Raw genomic sequence first — 16,739 nt, 5'->3', positions numbered from 1 at the left:
TTTGAGGAGTCTGTATCGTGCCTGGTCTGAAGATTTCGATTTTGCAGCAACCTTTAGTGTGGATGGATGGCCCTGCCAACCTGCGTCACTTTGATCGTCAACTGGAAGAGATTACCGGACGCGATGTGATTGTCCTGCCGGAGATGTTCACCACCGGCTTTGCTATGGAAGCCGCTAAGCAGTCAATGCCTCAGGAAGAGGTCGTTGCCTGGATGCATGCCAAGGCGCAGCAAACAAACGCCCTGATAGCCGGGAGTGCCGCGCTACAAACCGATCGCGGGCCGGTGAACCGCTTCCTGCTGGTTGAGCCAGAAGGGAAAGTGCACTATTACGATAAACGCCATCTGTTCCGCATGGCGGATGAGCATCATCACTATGAGGCGGGTAACGCGCGCGTGGTGTTTGAGTGGCGCGGATGGCGTATTTTGCCGCTGGTCTGCTACGACCTGCGCTTCCCGGTATGGTCACGCAACCGCAACGATTACGACCTGGCGCTGTACGTCGCCAACTGGCCAGCGCCGCGTTCACTTCACTGGCAGGCGCTGTTGGTGGCGCGCGCGATTGAGAACCAAGCCTATGTCGTGGGCTGTAACCGGGTAGGCACTGACGGTAACGGGCATCACTATCGCGGTGACAGCCGGGTGGTAAATCCACAGGGCGAAATTATTGCAACTGCCGAGCCGCATCAGGCGACGCGTATTGATGCCGAGCTGTCGTTAACGGCGCTGAAGGAGTATCGGGAGAAGTTTCCGGCGTGGCAGGATGCAGATCCGTTTAGCATTGGATGAATATTTGCCCCGCTCCCCACAGGGGAGCGGGGCAATAAAACGTTAGCTCACTAACGCCTGCCCGTCTTTGCGGCTTTCCGTCGCGGCAACGTAGTGCCCTTCCGGCATACGGTAAATCACCTGCGCACCACCGAAGTTATAATCCTGCAACGGATCTTCCACCACGATCTGATGCCCGCGCTCGCGCAGGGCGGCAATGGTATTGCGATCGAAGGTCGACTCGACGATCACCTCCCTGCCCTGCACCACGCGCCAGCGCGGGGCATCGATTGCCGCCTGCGGGTTTTGCCCGTGCAGCATAATGCGCAGCGCCATCTGCATGTGCCCCTGCGCCTGCATTGGCCCACCCATTACGCCAAATGACATCAGCGGCTTGCCGTCAGCGTCCATCGCAAAGCCAGGAATGATGGTGTGGAACGGACGCTTGCTGCCCGCCAGCACGTTCGGGTGTTTGGGATCCAGCGCAAAACCGCAGCCACGGTTTTGCAGGCTGATCCCAGTGTCCGGCACCACAACGCCAGAACCAAAGCCCATAAAGTTTGACTGAATAAAGGAGATCATCATGCCGCTGGCGTCGGCCGCACTCAGGTAAACCGTTCCGCTCTGCGTCGGCGAACCGTAGACAAAGTCAGACGCGGTATCATGATCGATCAGCGCCGCACGCGACTGCAGATAACGATCGCTCAGCAGCTCTTTGGCGGCAAATTCCATATGATCCTCATCCGCCACGTAGCGGTCGAGATCGGCCAGCGCCAGCTTCATTGCTTCAATGGACAAGTGCAGGGACTGCACGGAATCTGGGTGATGCTTTTCGATACCACACTGCTCCAGGATGCCGAGCGCTATCAGCGTGGCGATCCCCTGACCGTTTGGCGGCAGCTCCTGTACTGAACCGCCTGCAAACTCGCGTGACAGCAGTTCTACCCACTCCACGCGATGGTTTGCCAGATCCTTGGCGGTCAAATGCGCACCGTGTTCTTTGGCAAAGGCGGCGATTTTCTGCGCCAGTTCGCCGCGATAAAACGCCTCGCCGTTGGTTTTCGCAATCAGCTCTAGCGAATTTGCCTGCGCTGGGTTACGGAAGATTTCTCCAACGCGCGGCGCGCGCCCTTCCGGTGCAAAGCAGGCGCTAAAGCCAGGCTGATCTTTGAGCTTGTTATAGCCGCGCTGCCAGAGATGACCAATTAGCGGGGAGACAGGGAAACCGTTGCGCGCATAGTCAATGGCAGGCTGCGCCAGCGTAGTCAGCGGCAGCGTGCCGAAACGTTCAGCCAGGGCCACCCAGCCCGACACGGCACCTGGCACGGTCACCGCATCCCAGCCAATTTCCGGCACGGCGGTTTTTCCGGCAAACAGATCCGCATGCCAGCTCGCGGGCGAACGACCGGACGCGTTCAGCCCGTGAAGCTTTTCGCCATCCCAGACAATCGCAAAAGCGTCGCTGCCGATCCCGTTACCGGTTGGCTCGACAACCGTCAGCGCCATCGCGGTCGCAATCGCTGCATCGACGGCATTGCCGCCCAGCTGCAGCATTTTCATGCCCGCCTGTGCCGCCAGCGGCTGTGAGGTGGCAACGGCGTTATGACCCATCATCGGTGGGCGTCGTGAATCGTAGCCGGACGTAAAATCAAGCGCTTTGGTCATCATGACTCCTTAGTCGTGGCGCGGATCGAGCGCATCGCGCAGCCCGTCGCCGAGTAAATTAAAGCCCTGCACGGCAAGGAAAATCGCCACGCCGGGGAACACAGACATCCACGGTGCCTGCTCAAGGAACCCTTTGGCGGTATTCAGCATCGAGCCCCAGGATGGGTTCGGTGGCTGCTGCCCTAATCCTAAAAAGGAGAGGCTGGCTTCCGCGATAATCGCGGAGGCAATCGCCAGCGTGGCCTGCACCAGAATCGGGGACATCACATTGGGCAGGACGTATTTAATGATGATCCAGCGATCCGGCAGGCCAATCGCCCGCGCGCCGTCGATGTACTCTTCGTTGCGAATGGCGATCACCTGGCCGCGCGTGAGGCGGGCGAAGATCGGCATCGCCGAGAGACCAATAGCGATCATCGCGTTGGTCAGGCTTGGGCCTAAAAAAGCGCCGAGCGCGATCGCCATGATCAGGAACGGGCAGGCCAGCAACGCTTCAATAAAGCGCGAGATCACCCCATCCCACATCTTCTGGAAGTACCCCGCCACCAGCCCCAGCGGCACGCCGATGACCACCGCGATAATGACAGACATACAGCCCGCCATCAGCGAGGTTCGCGCCCCCCAGATAATGCGGGATAAAATGTCGCGCCCCAGCTCGTCAGTGCCGAACCAGTACATTACCGACGGCGCTTTACGTACCGCCAGGAAGTTAGCTTTCACCGGATCGAACGGCGCGATCCACGGTGCCAGCAGCGCCACCAGCACAAAGAAGCCCACCACCACCGCACCCATCACCGCACTTTTATTGGCGAGGAATTTCTTCAGCACCCGGTTCTGCGCGCGCGGCAGCGCGGGCACAACGGTTTGAGTGGTCAGTTCCGCCATGATTAACCTCGCATTTTCGGGTTGATAAGGACGTAGAGCACGTCGGCCAGCAGATTGAGCATCAGGAAGCCGATTGCGACAATCAGTACAACGCCCTGCACCACCGCATAGTCGCGGTTAAATACCGAGTCGACGATCATCTTGCCGAAGCCAGGAATGGTGAAGACCTGCTCAGTCAGCACCGCCCCGCCCAGCAGCTCGCCGAACAACAGCGTGGTGAGGGTAATCACCGGCACCAGCGCATTGCGAAACGCGTGCTTTAAGATCACCGCTTTTGGCAGCAGCCCTTTTGCGCGCGCGGTACGGATGTAATCCGCTTTCAGCACCGCGATCATCGAGGCGCGAGTGTGGCGCATCAGCGTGGCCGCCAAGCCTGTCCCCAGAACAGAAGCGGGCAGCAGCAACGTGCGCAGATTCTGGAGCGGATCTTCGTTAAACGGCACATAGCCCGACGCAGGCAGCCATTGCAGGTTCACCGAGAAGACCAGAATCAGCAGGATCCCAAGCCAGAAGTGCGGTATTGAGATCCCCGATATCGCCACAAAGTTGGCCCCGTGATCGACCCAGCTGTTTTTGTTCACCGCGGCGAGGATGCCCATGCTGATGCCGAACACCAGGGCGATAATCATCGCCAGCAGGGACAGCTCCAGCGTCACCGGCAGCTTACTGGCAATCAGCTCCGTCACCGGTTCGTGAGTGCGTAAGGAGACACCAAGATCGCCCTGCAGCGCACGCGTCAGCCAGTTGTAATACTGCACGGGGATCGGCGCATCCAGGTTTAGCTCAGCGCGCAGCTGGGCGATCACCGCCGGATCCCGTTCCTCCCCGGCCATGGCGATCAGCGGATCGCCGGGCAGCAGCTTTTGCAACCCGAATACCATCATGCTGACCAGCAGCAGGGTCGGGATAGCCAGCAGCAGACGTTTGCAAATCAGTTCCAGCATGGTTTCTCCTCAGGACGTTTATTTCGCCAGCGTCAAACCGGCCAGACGCACAATGCCGTCCGGGTAAGGTTTAAAGCCCTGCACGCGCTTGTTCAGGCCGAAAATACGGGGTTCGAAGTAGAGATAAGCAATCGGCATGTCGGTCTGCAGCTGCTTCACCACTTTGTCGTACAGCGGCTGGCGCGCGGCCTGATCGGTGCTCTGGCGCGCCTGGATCAGCCACTCATCCACCTGTGCATTACTGTAGCGGCCGTCGTTCAGGGTGCCTTTGCTGTTGATAAAGCCATAGATGCTGCCGTCCGGATCCGGGCGACCCGACCAGCCGGAGAAGCTCAGCTGATAATCACCGCTCTGCTGGCGATCGAGCAGCGTGGCAAATTCGGTCATCTGCAGATTCAGGGTAAAGCCAGCCTCTGCCACCATAGCCTGAAGCACCTGCCCGACCTGCTGAGAGGTTGGGTTGTTCGGCACCAGCAGATTGACGGTCAGTGGCGTGGTCACGCCTGCGGCTTTCAGCAAGGCTTTCGCTTTGTCGACATCGCGCGGCGGCACCGGCAGGTTGACGTGATACGGGCTGACCGGCGAGAACGCCTGATTTGCTGGCGTGTAAAGCCCTTCAAAGACCACCTGGTTTAACGCGTCGCGGTCAATAGCCTGCGAGAAGGCTTCGCGCACGCGGGCATCTTTGAACGGATCGTTGGCCGGAACTTTGCCGTTATTGATGTTAAAGGTGATGCCCTGATAGCCCAGTCCGGTCACCTTCGCCAGCGACAGCTTGCTGTCGGCTTCGACGGTCTTCACGTCGCTTGCCGCAATGCCTTCGGTCAGGTCGAGATCGCCCGCGCGCAGGTTAGCCAGGCGCACGGAAGCGTCCGGGATCGGCAGATAGATGATTTTGTCGAAGTGATAGGCGTCTTTGTTCCAGTAGTTGTCGAAACGGGTCAGAACGATGCGGTCCTGCGACACGCGGCTGTCGAATTTGTACGGGCCGGAACAGACCGGATGAGCGGCAAAATCAGGCTTTTTCGCTGCTTCCGGCGCCATCATGGCCCCGGCACGATCGGTAAGCTGCATCAGCAGCGCGGCATCAGGCGTTTTCAGGTGCAGGGCAATCTGCATCGGGCCGGTGACGTCAATCGACTCCACCGACGAGATCTCGCTTTTACGCAGGGAGCCTTTCAGGGTCAGGGCGCGGTCAAGGTTGTATTTTGCCGCTGCCGCATCGAATTTTTCCCCGTCGTGGAAGGTCACGCCTTCGCGCAGGTTTAGCGTCAGGGTTTTGCCGTCCTCACTCCAGGCCCAGTCTTTTGCCAGGCCCGGCACCACTTTCAGGTTTTCGTCTACGTCCACCAGCCTGTCGCACAGGGAAGCAAACACGAAGCGGCCATAATAGGTGCGCGCCAGATGCGGATCGAGCATGTCCGGGTCCGCGCCGAGACCAATCCGCAGTACGCTTTCAGATTGCGCGGGCAGCGCCGCGCCGAGCAACATTACACTTCCCAGTACGGTCAAAAGAGAATTACGCATTGTCATTATCATGAGTTCCCTGAAGGAAAGGAGGAGTGAGAGGCCGCGAGTTCAAACAACGCGCGGCGGCGAAGAAATGCGGCGGATGGCGGTGCTATCTGGATAACACTGCGATCGCGGTTAATCTCCTGCCAGCGGTGGCAGGCAACCTGACGTCCGCCGTCGAGCACCTGATTAATGGGTTCGACCTGGCGGCACTCATCCGTAACGTACGGGCAGCGCGTATGGAAACGGCACCCGGACGGCGGGTTCGCCGGATTCGGCAAATCGCCCAGGAGCAATGGAGCCTCGCGATTGGCGCCCGGCTGCATCTGCGGCGCGGAGGCGATCAGCGCCTGCGTGTAGGGATGCAGCGGCGCATCAAAGATCTCATCGACGGTGGCAAGCTCAACAATTTGGCCGAGATACATCACCGCTACGCGATCGCTCATATGGCGGATAACCGCCAGACCGTGGGCAACAATCACCATTGTCAGCCCCAACTGGTGCTTCAGGCTTTCCAGCAAATTGACGACCTGCGCCTGCACGGAGACATCCAGCGCGGAGACCGGCTCATCCCCGAGCAGCAGTTTCGGGCCAGAAGCCAGCGCCCGCGCAATCCCGATACGCTGACGCTGGCCGCCGGAAAACTCGTGCGGATAACGTCCGGCCCAGGCGGCAGGCAGCCCAACGGTTTTGAGCAGTTCGGCGACGCGATACTGACGGTCGGCTTTTTTCATGTTCTGGTGAAGCCACAGCGGCTCGCCGACAATCTGCTCCACCGTCATGCGCGGGTTCAGCGACGCAAAGGGATCCTGGAAGATGATCTGCAGTTCACGCCGGAGCTGGTTCAGACGCGCGCCAGATGCGTGAGTGATCTCCTCACCCTGATAAAAGACGCGCCCTTCGCTGGCGGCCAGCAAACGCAGCAGCAGACGGCCGAGGGTGGATTTCCCGGAACCGGACTCGCCCACAATCGCCAGGGTTTCGCCCGGCATCACAGAGAGAGAAACGCGATCCACCGCGGTGACAAACGGCGCCGGAGTAAAGAGTTTTTTCGGGCCGGGAAAAAGTTTGCTGAGATCACGGGCTTCAAGAATGGGCGTCGTCATGCGGTTTCTCCCAACGCAATATGGTGCTCCAGCGGCACGCGGAAACAGGCGACCTGATGGCCGGCGGCAAGCGGCGTGAGCGGCGGCTTTTCATCGTGACAGCGCGTCTGCGCAAACGGGCAGCGGGTCGCAAAACGACAACCTTTCGGCATAGACTCTGGCAGCGGCACCGCGCCAGGTATGGTGGAAAGCTGCCCTTTTCGTGCGCCAAGAGAGGGAATCGATCCCATCAGGCCAATGGTGTACGGGTGCTGCGGATCGGCAAAGATGGCCTCTACGCTCCCCTGCTCTACGACCTGCCCGGCATACATCACCGCCACCTGCTGCGCGACTTCTGCTACGACGCCTAAATCGTGGGTGATCATCAGCACCGCCGTGCCGGTCTCTTCTTTTAAGGTATTGAGCAGCGAAAGAATTTGCGCCTGGATGGTCACATCCAGCGCGGTAGTAGGTTCATCGGCTATCAGCAATCGAGGATGGTTAATCAGCGCCATCGCAATCATCACGCGCTGGCGCATGCCGCCGGAAAGCTGGTGGGGGTAGGCTTTCAGGCGCATCTCCGCGGCCGGGATCTGAACTTTCTCCAGGATATTCAACGCGGCCGTCATCGCCTCTGCGCGCGAAAGGTTCTGATGACGCATTACGGCTTCACTGAGCTGATCGCCCAGCGTGAAGGCAGGATTGAGCGACGTCATCGGCTCCTGGAAAATCATCGCCAGCTCGCTGCCGCGCAGATCGGCATACTCACGCGGAGAGAGTTTTCGCAGGTCGTGACGGCGGAACTGCATGTCACCGCTGACGATTTGCGCGCTGGCGGGCAGCAAACCCATGAGCGCTAATGAGGTGATGCTTTTCCCGCAGCCGGACTCGCCCACCAGCGCCAGCGTTTCGCCCGCTTTGACCGTCAGCGAAATGCCATCGAGTACACTAACCGGGGAGCCAGAGAATCTAACGTTGAGGTTTTGCAGCCGCAGTACAGGAGTAACTTCCTTAAACGGAATCGTCGTCATAGGGTGAAATCGTCCTCAAGGTGAATCGCCTGAATCAGGGCGTTTTGCAGGCTAAGCAGGTGTTCGCGCATGGCGGCCGCAGCTTCATTAGGCTGGCGATGGATAATTGCCGACATGATGTTGTGATGGTGGTCGTTGTAGCTGTCGACGCGTTCGGGGGTTCGGGCAAGTTCTCGAAGATGTTGCCAGCCGGGCTCACGCCGGACAGCATCAATGGCATCAAACAGCCCGAGCATCAGGCGGTTGCCTGCTGCCTCTGCAATGGCGCGGTGAAACGCACTGTCCCACAGTTCGTTGAGATCGCGGTCATCCGGGCTGACCTTATCAATGCGTTCCAGCATGCGCTGCATAAGCGCGAGGTTTTCCCTGGTGGCACGCAGTGCCGCAAGCCGGGCCAGGCCGGGTTCAAGCTGTAGGCGAGCTTCCATCACTTCCAGAAGGTTGGTTTGTTGAACCAATCCCTGAAGGGCCAGCGGTTCAACAGGTGCAGCAGGTCCAATAAATGTCCCTTTGCCCTGTTTACGCCAGATACGCCCTTCTTCTTCCAGCACGTCCAGCGCGCGACGCACTTCACGTCGTCCAACGCCGAGAGTTTCCGACAGCTCACGTTCCGTGGGCAGCGGAATGCCTGGTGTTGACTCATGCTGGTGGATTAGCCCGCGCAGCTGCTCAAGCGCGGTGCTGGAATTGGCCAGAAACCGTGACGGTTTTTCCATATTGGTTCGCTCGCTTTCATCATTACTTTATTTTTATTAACGATAAGTTATTGATATGACGTGCTACTTATCGCACTAATGATTAAGCAATAAACGAACCAATAAATGATTGGTTCAGGAACTTACTGGAAAATGAGCGGTAACCAAATGATTTCCTATGAATTATTTTTACATAACTATTACATTTTAGTGTGTAAGCACGAGGATAAAAGCGGGCTGAAACGCACCAATACAGTGCATAAAATGAACTACAATAGTGCATTTGTTAAATAAATGCACTACTATAGTTAATGTGATGTAACAGCAAGAAACTCACAAGCACGCTGTCAGAAAAACGATGTAGTCATAAATTAAAAAACAACGGATTTAAAACGAGCAGCATTTGATGCCGTATAAATAACCGTGTTTTGAATATTTCTGTGTCCTAAATAATCCTGTATTAGCCGGGTATCACATCCCTTATCGGCAAGAGCATAACCACATGCATGTCGAAACATGTGCGGATGCACATCAATATTAATGTTAGCGGCCTGTCCAGCCTCTCTGAAAATACGATACAATTGCTGCCTAGATATTTTCTTTCCATGCCTCGATAAAAATAGATATTCAGACTCTGAGCCCAAATAGCCTGATCGTTTCTGCATCCATGCTTTTAATGCCACCAATTCGCGATGTTGTAGAGGATGCTGTACTGAAAATCCATTTTTTAATCTTGAAATATAGATTATTTTATTGGAAATTTCGACATCTCGCAATTTCAACTGGGATAGCTCGCTCACGCGGAGCCCATGGATGAAACACATTAACAACATGCATTTATTTCGTTCACTGTTTTTTGTGGTAGCAACAGCAGAGATTAATCTTTCAACCTCATGCACGGTCAGGTATTTTCTTCTCTTCATTGTCATATTTCTTTTTTATTTTCATCTTTCCGTCTACAACCTTACACCTTTATACATAAATTGCAGGCAAGGACATAACTGACATATGAAAAACCTCTTCACTGAGTTCATTATTAAATATTGTTATTGACGACTAAATACAGATATTATGAAAAATACCGTTAAAAATATTTATCTATCCAATGGCATTGTAAAGCTGTCATGTTCAAATCTTAGTGAGGTCAGGTTTAAACCTTCTACAAGCCTGCCCTTGAAAGATTAAATCACATTGAGATGGAAAGTTGGAAGTGCAATTTTTATAAATATAGCACAATCATGATCTTCACACAGGAGCAATCAAATAAAATTAGTTTTTTATACTACAAAACAAGAAACCTAAAGACTTAAACACCAAAAACAAACAGAAAAAAGCCCAAAACAAAGAACATCACACTGATATAATCTAAATGACAAACTTTTATGGGAAATGACTTAAATTTTAATAGGAAAAAATTAAATCTTTCCTTTAAGAGATAATACCGCTGGGAAAACAATAAAATGCAAGTCAACTAAAACAAGAGGTTACAAAAGATGCTTTGCACTAATTTTTAATTTATAAAAAATAATTGCACACATGAGTCCCTCGCAAGAAAAGAGAGAGAAATCTTATTTATTCGGTTTTTTCTGAGGTAATGACTGCCAGTATAACAATCGGGAGTTGTTACGAGTGTGAACTTTCGTGAGCTATCTCAGGTTACTGAGGGAAAATACACAGAGGATGTCAGTAAGCAGCACGTTATGCACAGTGAGGCCCTTGACCATAACACTCCTTTCATACAGACCTCACAATGCCTGTCTTCATTGGTTCACGATAGACGCAGTAGAAGCTTGTACTTTATGGGTAAACGACGGGAAGAGTATGTCGATATTTTTAAAAAGTATAAACTGGAAAAAACATGCATTCTCAAAACCAAATTTACTCATGAGCGTAGACCTCACGTGATAGATAGACTTTAAGGATAAGCATGCATTCGTTGAAATAGATTTAACGTTATGTTCGGCTGCGAGGTACTTGATCATTGAGCATTCACTTTTTGTTAAACGCGTGCAGCGCGTTTTGCCAGTCAGCGATTCGCGCCCGCAGAAAATATCATTCAGGTTACGCAGGAACTCCTTCAACGTTTTTTTCTTTTCAACAAGGTAGCTTTTCCCAGGTTTGAAAGGCGTAAAGGAACCGGTTTTATCGCTTTGAAGCCAGATTATTTTTTGAAAGGTGCATATTTCAAACAAACTCATCAATGACAGCCAAGCCCCTTGAATAAAGATATCGTTATCAACAATCAATACCACGGAACTGGCATTCCCCCATAACTTACGGTGAAGTTCTTCATCGCTTAACCTGACGTGAATAACATTAGATTGTGGATACAATTGAGATATACCAAAATACAACCAATAGTTATCAGTAAGAACAATTACAGGATGATGATTGCTGATACTGCTAGCCACGGTGTTGCCGCTTTTGTGGTTAATCATGTCAGTTCCCCCCTTTGACTAAACGCACTGCTTAGCTGTAAAAAAAGCTCCGAATCCGTTCTGACATCAAGCTTACGCATAGCATTACATTTATGTGCACTGATGGTTTTGATACTTAATTGCTTCATCTGCGCAATTTGCTGCAGATCCATACCGTGGAAAAGATGCTTCAACACATCAATTTCGCTACGGGTTAATTTGGCGGTGACGCAGGGATGCGTTTCATTCATCCGCGCGAGATCGCTGCAGATTTTCGGGCTCAGCACATGTTTTTTATCAAACGCCTGCCTGAAGAAATCTTCAGTATCGGCAAGTGGCTCCGCGCGTGCGATCATGCTGATGTTGTAATGCGTCAGAAGATTTCGCAGCACGTTGCTGTCGTGGCACGAGGTATAAACCACGATAGTCATGTCGGGAAACTGCGCATTCATTCGCAGCAGAATGTCGAGTCCTTGCTGAAGGTCTTCCTCCGAGCTTTGCAGGTCGGTGACCAGAAGATCGACAGACTGATACATCAGGGCCTCCTGCATTTTGCCCAGGCTCAGTTCCTGAAGAATAATTTTATGATCTTTATTAATGGATTCGATCAGCGTCGAGAGCCCTAAAAGCGTCAGGGGATGGCTATCCATTAACGCCACGGTTTGATATGGGGTGCATGTCTGATTCATCAGGCTATTGCTCCTTGCAGGCCGGGGCTCCCGGCATTAATCCATTTAAAAAAACAGTACGGCTATGTTTACAGTCCCGAAGTGGGCCCCACTTTTGCCATCCACGTTCCCTGCGCAAAGAGTTCACTGTCGTTATGAAAACCCAGCTTCATCATGGCATTACGCTTGTGTGTACTGATGGTACGAATATCGCGATGCAGAGTCTGAGCGACTCTGGATACGCTTTGACCGGAGAACAAACAGGCGAGAACGTCCAGCTCTCTGGCGGTCAGTGCAGTATTTTTTGGGGTTGTTTTGGCAAGCAGCTGTTGCACTTTTGGGCTAAGCCACTGCCGACTCCCCAGCATGCCTCTGGTGATACATTGCGTTAGCGCCAGTGCAGGCTCATGTTTCAACAGGATGCCGTGCGCTTTTGATGACGCAAGCAGCTCAAGCACGCGGTAGTCGCTAAAATCAGTGCAAATGACAATCTTCATTGCAGGATGCGTTTCACGCAAATGCGCCAACAATCGCAGCCCATCCAGCATAAGTTCATTTTCGCCACAAACGTCCATGATCAGCAGACCAGGCGGCGTAAGGTCTATTTGCGATGAAATCTCAGCAAGGGTTTGTACAACGTTAATCGTCTCGCTAATCCCGCAGGACGCGATCAGTACCTGCTTTATCCCTAACGCTGTGACAGAGCATGCATCCATGATCAATACCCCTTTCCCTTCTGAACACCTTGGGGAGATACGTGATGCGGTTAAGTTGTTGACATAGTTCATCCTACCTCCTTGTTTTCTCAGTCCCGCTCCCTTGCGGGAGCACTTGCTGGAAAAGATGCCTTACGTAATTGAGGGGGCTCTCCTGACGACCCCTATCCTCCCTCAGCTATTGATAGGTAAAGGTGACCTGCATTGTTCCAACGACAGTTCCCGCTGTCGCATTTCCCTGGGCGCTATGCACACGCGCGCGCATGTCAAACGTTGTGCCGCGGCTTGCGGAATCAATGTTCTTCTGCAATTGCGCCGCATTTCCCAGCGTCGTCCCCTCGGTGTCCTGTACCTCGATTTGCACCTGAGATGCCGTGCCGGTGTTCGCATACATGCTGGTTTCGACCTCATCCGGCGTGCCGTTCAGCGTCAGGGTCGCAACCGTTGTCGATACGGGACATTCGCTCAGGACAATCGAAAACGGACTCCAGGCAGCCGACGAACCGGCTTCGGCCAGAGATGACGCCAGAATGTTCTGGCCTAAATCCACATTCAGCCCACCAGCAGGCAGATCGAGGCTGCACGGTGAGGCTTTAATGTTGCCGGTGATGTTAAGTTGCGTATCAGCACTCGCCGGAGATGAAAGCACCACCGCCGCCAGCAATAGCATCAAGGCGGGCATTTTCGTCTTGTTGCTCAAATTGAACGTTGCTTCCTTAACCATTTCTTTTCCCTTCCCGTTTCGTTTCGTCGCGGAATTACTCTATTTCAGCGCGTATCGTCGCTGTCGCATTGAACTCACCTGTCGTAGGCGCATTTCCCGTGGTGTTAATCGGGAATAAATTAATTGCGGAGGTCCCCAGCTGTGCGGCGTAGTCCATCGTGAGCGGCAGACGCCCGCTCAATGGCGCCACGGTAGCCCCTGCGGTATCCTGAATTTTGACGCCTACGTCGCTATTGGTGGTGGAGAGTACGGTCGGATCGTTCGCATCCGGTGTTCCCTGGAATGAAAGGCTTACCTTCACCCCCTCAGAAATATTGGTGCAGGCAACGTTGAAATTGACGTTTTTTGGCGTGAAGTTTTTCGCCATTTCGCCCTTCGTGGCGATATCGCCTGACATAATGTCGCCGAATGGCACGTTGATCACCCCACCACCGTTGATCTCACACGATTGCGGCACGGTAACTGACCCGCTCATCCAGACGGTGGAGACCGGTACGGTAGACTGTGTGGAGGCATCAGAGGCAATATAAACATCAACGACTTTGGTCAGCGGGATGGTTTGAACCCCAACAAACGGACGTTTAAAGTATAACGATATCGAACCGCGAGCCCCGGTAGCGTAAGGATATCTGGCACAGTTAACGGCGGTGTTCAGGTTACTTACGCTGGTAAACGGGGTCGCTTTATTCGCGCCATATCCGCCGGCGATATACACCTCACTCGCCACCGCCAGATACTCGCTGATGCTGTAATAATTGAGGTTCCCGTCGGTATAGGCCAGCCCGGTGTCCGGCACTTTTGCCGTGACATACGCACCGGTATACGTACCGGTACAAGAACAGGTCACGTTGTAGTTTCCGCTCAGGTTCCATTGATAGGCATTGTTAATAATTCTGCCCGTGGTGTTTTGCGTCGGATCCTGTAATAAATAATCCATTGGGAAGTTGTACGTCTTCGTGCCATCGGTCGGTGCACAGGCACTTGCGTGTGCACGGGCACTCAGCATTACGCCTGCCAGCGCCAGAAGAAGTAACGCCGCTTTTTTGCCGCCGAAGGAACGGCGTGAGGTGAAAGTGGCAATAAACATATTCATGCGATTGATCATGTCCGTGTCCCGCCTTAACGGCAGTCTCCATTAATAAGTTGAATACCCGACGTGGCCGGCTGGTCAGGCAGGCGATAATTCACCAGGCAGCTCTGGGTTGCCGAGGCCCCCCATTTCACCTTAAGCGTCCCGCTATCCGGCATACCTGAGAGATAAACCTGACCGCCATCACCAACGATGCTGCCGTTGTTTTTCTTATCGTCATCAAGGCCAGCCATCGCGCCAAACGGCACCGGCTCGCCATTCGCACGCGCGATCGTCATGAGCACACGCTGCCCGACGTTCGGATCAAAGTCTGCCCGTACCACGGCGCCGCGCGTTGGGATGACCGACGTACTCGTCAGCGTCATATCCACGTTGTCGGGTAAGGTGGCTGTATCGAGAGAGACCTGGTTACGGCGATACGCAGTGGCGTAAGGCACCACGGCATATCCGCGCCAGTCGGTTCTTACCCCGGTATTACTGGCGATGCTCACGTCATCCGCGCCAGGCGCTTTGACCAGAACGACCGTTTCGCTCAGCGGTTGCGAAAGGGTTACGCCATTTTCATGGACCACAATGCCCCCCTGGAGGCCGTAATCCATACGACGCTGGCTACGGTCATAGCCATAACCGGCATTCACTTCACCGTACGTTCCTTTATAGTCTGCGCTGGCGTATCCGTTCGCGCCCTGGCCCTGCGTGGTATAGCCCTGGCTGATGTTGTAGTTAAGGTTGTCGTCACGTAATGCGGTACCGCTCAGCCCAACGTTATGGGAGGTACTCCCATTTTTGCTGCTGTTGAGGTTATAGGTTGCATAACTCCCCGGCAGCCACTTGCTGAGCGGGACGCTGATATTCATGGCAACAATTTGATCGGTGTAGTAAGTCCGGTGACCGTAGCTGTCCATGCCGTTACGGTTGTAGGTGTAGTTAACCCCCCAGGAAATACCGGACCAGGTGTTGTTATAGCCAACGCTCGCGGATTCACTCGAACGATCGTTGTTCCAGTATTCTTCTTTTACAAGGCTCAACGAGAGCGCGCCGCCCTGTTGCCATAAGTTCTGGCTGAGGGTCAGTTCTGCCCGGCTCTTCTTGTGGTCGCTGTAATACCCGTTGCCGCCTGCATAACTTTCCAGCGCCTCTTGCAGGGTATAAAAACCTGAAGTCGAATAACGGTAGCTGGCCAGGCTGAAGTTGGTTCCCGTTTCCACGAAACTCTTACCGTAACGCAGACGCCAGGATTGGCCGTTTTCTTTCTGAGCCTCTTTCTGCTTGGTCCACGCCTGCGTCACGTCAGCAGAGAGCGCACCAATGCGACCGAGGTTTTGTCCAATCCCGACCGCCACAGACTGATATTTACTCGCAGCCTGAACACCACCATAAACGGTAGCGCCGTGCGACAAGCCGTAAATGGCAGTGCCCTGAGTAAACGGGGTCTTTTCAACATCATCGTTATAGGAGCGATATTGACCGCTGGTGAAACTGTATTTCAGGTGACCTTCACGCTGAAGCACGGGTACGGAGGCGAAAGGTACGACCAGCGTCCGCTCGGTGCCGTTCGCTTCTTTAATCGTTACGTTAAGATCGCCACTGCCCGCCGTAGGGTAAAGGTCGGAAATCGCAAACGGCCCGGCAGGGACATAGCTTTGATAGATCACATACCCGTTCTGACGAATAGTGACCTGCGCGTTACTTTGCGCAATTCCCCTGACGACGGGTGAATAGCCTTTCATGCTGTCAGGCAGCATATCGTCATCCGATGCAAGCTGAACGCCGCGGAATGGCACGGTATCAAAAACTTCCGTGGGTGAGTTACTGTCGCCCAGCGTCAGCTGGCTTCGCAGTGCCTGAATGTCACGTTGCAAATAGGTATTGATAGAGTCCCAGCTCTGGTTCCCCTTGCTGTCACGGTTCCATGTCGAATAGTTTCGCAGGCGCCAGGCACCGAGGTTAGCCCCGGAACGCAGGTTCAGGTAATAGGTGTTGGAATTATTCGTGTCACTGTTCCGCGCATCGGTGTTCGCACCGCTGAAGCTGTAATTAAGCAACAGGGCCGGAATACCCGAATCCCATTTATCCGGCGACACATAGCCGCGGGCCTGAGAATTCAAGGCAGCCTGCGGAATGCTGAGATCCAGCCTCTGCTGGTCAAAGCGGAAGTTAGCGGAAGACTGCGCAATCGCACCGGTAAAATTGGCACATTCATCTGTGGCTTGAATGTCCGGGTACATCCCTATCTTCACGCCCATATCGCGCAGCAGTTCACCGCTCAGACACGGCTGAAGGCTTTGCTTACCGGCAGCGTCAGTTGCCAACGTGAATTTCACGTCGCGCGTATCAACCGCCGATCCATTAAGATAAATATCAACACGGTAGGTGCCGGGGGGCTGTAAATCGCCGTCTTCAAAAATGGATAAATCAGCGTTACCCTGAACCGGATTATCGATTTCTAATAAGGCTGGGTTGAAATATTCTGCCGCATTGATCGTACCCATTCCGCCGATTAAGAGCGTAACTTGGCATGCTATAAGGCGCGCAAGACG

Annotated in this window: 15 protein-coding genes; 1 reads left to right on the top strand and 14 read right to left on the bottom strand. The window is 53.9% G+C overall.

Features of this window, described 5'->3' with window-relative positions; genetic code table 11:
* Positions 1–17: 17 nt before the first annotated feature.
* On the top strand, positions 18–788 hold the full coding sequence (locus tag V5P19_RS21625; protein WP_334407396.1) for an amidohydrolase: 771 nt from the start codon (positions 18–20) through the stop codon (positions 786–788).
* A gap of 42 nt (positions 789–830) precedes the next feature.
* Here the strand turns inward: V5P19_RS21625 and V5P19_RS21620 are convergent, their stop codons facing one another.
* From V5P19_RS21620 to V5P19_RS21555, 14 genes are all read right to left on the bottom strand, one after another.
* Positions 831–2,432: a gamma-glutamyltransferase family protein gene (locus V5P19_RS21620; RefSeq protein ID WP_334407451.1), complete on the bottom strand. Its 1,602-nt coding sequence runs from the start codon at positions 2,430–2,432 to the stop codon at positions 831–833.
* A gap of 9 nt (positions 2,433–2,441) precedes the next feature.
* Positions 2,442–3,317: an ABC transporter permease gene (locus V5P19_RS21615; RefSeq protein WP_334407395.1), complete on the bottom strand. Its 876-nt coding sequence runs from the start codon at positions 3,315–3,317 to the stop codon at positions 2,442–2,444.
* A 2-nt stretch (positions 3,318–3,319) separates the two neighbouring features.
* The gene (locus V5P19_RS21610) at positions 3,320–4,261 is read right to left on the bottom strand and encodes an ABC transporter permease (RefSeq protein ID WP_334407393.1); all 942 of its coding nucleotides are present in this window, start codon (positions 4,259–4,261) and stop codon (positions 3,320–3,322) included.
* An 18-nt stretch (positions 4,262–4,279) separates the two neighbouring features.
* Positions 4,280–5,794 (bottom strand): ABC transporter substrate-binding protein, encoded by a 1,515-nt coding sequence (locus tag V5P19_RS21605; protein ID WP_334407390.1) that lies wholly within the window; start codon positions 5,792–5,794, stop codon positions 4,280–4,282.
* A 2-nt stretch (positions 5,795–5,796) separates the two neighbouring features.
* The gene (locus tag V5P19_RS21600; protein WP_334407388.1) at positions 5,797–6,879 is read right to left on the bottom strand and encodes an oligopeptide/dipeptide ABC transporter ATP-binding protein; all 1,083 of its coding nucleotides are present in this window, start codon (positions 6,877–6,879) and stop codon (positions 5,797–5,799) included.
* Positions 6,876–7,889 carry an ABC transporter ATP-binding protein gene (locus V5P19_RS21595; protein ID WP_334407386.1) on the bottom strand — a complete coding sequence of 338 codons (1,014 nt, stop codon included), beginning with the start codon at positions 7,887–7,889 and terminating at the stop codon, positions 6,876–6,878. The genes V5P19_RS21600 and V5P19_RS21595 overlap by 4 nt, the downstream gene beginning before the upstream one ends.
* Positions 7,886–8,605 carry an FCD domain-containing protein gene (locus V5P19_RS21590; RefSeq protein WP_334407384.1) on the bottom strand — a complete coding sequence of 240 codons (720 nt, stop codon included), beginning with the start codon at positions 8,603–8,605 and terminating at the stop codon, positions 7,886–7,888. Before V5P19_RS21590 ends, V5P19_RS21595 begins: the two co-directional genes overlap by 4 nt.
* A gap of 350 nt (positions 8,606–8,955) precedes the next feature.
* On the bottom strand, positions 8,956–9,507 hold the full coding sequence (locus V5P19_RS21585) for a tyrosine-type DNA invertase (protein ID WP_334407382.1): 552 nt from the start codon (positions 9,505–9,507) through the stop codon (positions 8,956–8,958).
* Between the two features lie 837 nt (positions 9,508–10,344).
* Positions 10,345–11,022: a hypothetical protein gene (locus V5P19_RS21580; RefSeq protein ID WP_334407380.1), complete on the bottom strand. Its 678-nt coding sequence runs from the start codon at positions 11,020–11,022 to the stop codon at positions 10,345–10,347.
* A complete protein-coding gene (locus tag V5P19_RS21575; RefSeq protein WP_334407378.1) occupies positions 11,019–11,690 on the bottom strand; it encodes a LuxR C-terminal-related transcriptional regulator in 672 nt (223 codons plus the stop codon). The genes V5P19_RS21580 and V5P19_RS21575 overlap by 4 nt, the downstream gene beginning before the upstream one ends.
* 68 nt (positions 11,691–11,758) lie before the next feature.
* Positions 11,759–12,385, bottom strand: coding sequence for a response regulator transcription factor (locus tag V5P19_RS21570; RefSeq protein WP_334407376.1), 627 nt, complete (start codon positions 12,383–12,385; stop codon positions 11,759–11,761).
* Between the two features lie 178 nt (positions 12,386–12,563).
* A complete protein-coding gene (locus tag V5P19_RS21565) occupies positions 12,564–13,109 on the bottom strand; it encodes a fimbrial protein (RefSeq protein WP_334407375.1) in 546 nt (181 codons plus the stop codon).
* A 34-nt stretch (positions 13,110–13,143) separates the two neighbouring features.
* Positions 13,144–14,214 (bottom strand): fimbrial protein, encoded by a 1,071-nt coding sequence (locus V5P19_RS21560; RefSeq protein ID WP_334407373.1) that lies wholly within the window; start codon positions 14,212–14,214, stop codon positions 13,144–13,146.
* Between the two features lie 14 nt (positions 14,215–14,228).
* A complete protein-coding gene (locus tag V5P19_RS21555; protein WP_334407372.1) occupies positions 14,229–16,691 on the bottom strand; it encodes a fimbria/pilus outer membrane usher protein in 2,463 nt (820 codons plus the stop codon).
* Positions 16,692–16,739: the final 48 nt, after the last annotated feature.

Source organism: Enterobacter sp. UNJFSC 003, assembly GCF_036903355.1.
GTDB lineage: Bacteria > Pseudomonadota > Gammaproteobacteria > Enterobacterales > Enterobacteriaceae > Enterobacter.
The sequence above is the reverse complement of the archived record's forward strand: the minus strand, read 5'-3'. Positions and strand labels throughout refer to the sequence as shown.

Bases quoted from the DNA above. Each gene is read 5' to 3' on its own strand.
- V5P19_RS21620 (WP_334407451.1), bottom strand. From the start codon at position 2,432: ATGACCAAAGCGCTTGATTTTACGTCCGGCTACGATTCACGACGCCCA.
- V5P19_RS21610 (WP_334407393.1), bottom strand. From the start codon at position 4,261: ATGCTGGAACTGATTTGCAAACGTCTGCTGCTGGCTATCCCGACCCTG.
- V5P19_RS21590 (WP_334407384.1), bottom strand. From the start codon at position 8,605: ATGGAAAAACCGTCACGGTTTCTGGCCAATTCCAGCACCGCGCTTGAG.
- V5P19_RS21585 (WP_334407382.1), bottom strand. From the start codon at position 9,507: ATGAAGAGAAGAAAATACCTGACCGTGCATGAGGTTGAAAGATTAATC.
- V5P19_RS21605 (WP_334407390.1), bottom strand. From the start codon at position 5,794: ATGACAATGCGTAATTCTCTTTTGACCGTACTGGGAAGTGTAATGTTG.
- V5P19_RS21560 (WP_334407373.1), bottom strand. From the start codon at position 14,214: ATGATCAATCGCATGAATATGTTTATTGCCACTTTCACCTCACGCCGT.
- V5P19_RS21580 (WP_334407380.1), bottom strand. From the start codon at position 11,022: ATGATTAACCACAAAAGCGGCAACACCGTGGCTAGCAGTATCAGCAAT.
- V5P19_RS21600 (WP_334407388.1), bottom strand. From the start codon at position 6,879: ATGACGACGCCCATTCTTGAAGCCCGTGATCTCAGCAAACTTTTTCCC.
- V5P19_RS21595 (WP_334407386.1), bottom strand. From the start codon at position 7,889: ATGACGACGATTCCGTTTAAGGAAGTTACTCCTGTACTGCGGCTGCAA.
- V5P19_RS21575 (WP_334407378.1), bottom strand. From the start codon at position 11,690: ATGAATCAGACATGCACCCCATATCAAACCGTGGCGTTAATGGATAGC.
- V5P19_RS21615 (WP_334407395.1), bottom strand. From the start codon at position 3,317: ATGGCGGAACTGACCACTCAAACCGTTGTGCCCGCGCTGCCGCGCGCG.
- V5P19_RS21555 (WP_334407372.1), bottom strand. From the start codon at position 16,691: ATGGGTACGATCAATGCGGCAGAATATTTCAACCCAGCCTTATTAGAA.
- V5P19_RS21570 (WP_334407376.1), bottom strand. From the start codon at position 12,385: ATGGATGCATGCTCTGTCACAGCGTTAGGGATAAAGCAGGTACTGATC.
- V5P19_RS21565 (WP_334407375.1), bottom strand. From the start codon at position 13,109: ATGGTTAAGGAAGCAACGTTCAATTTGAGCAACAAGACGAAAATGCCC.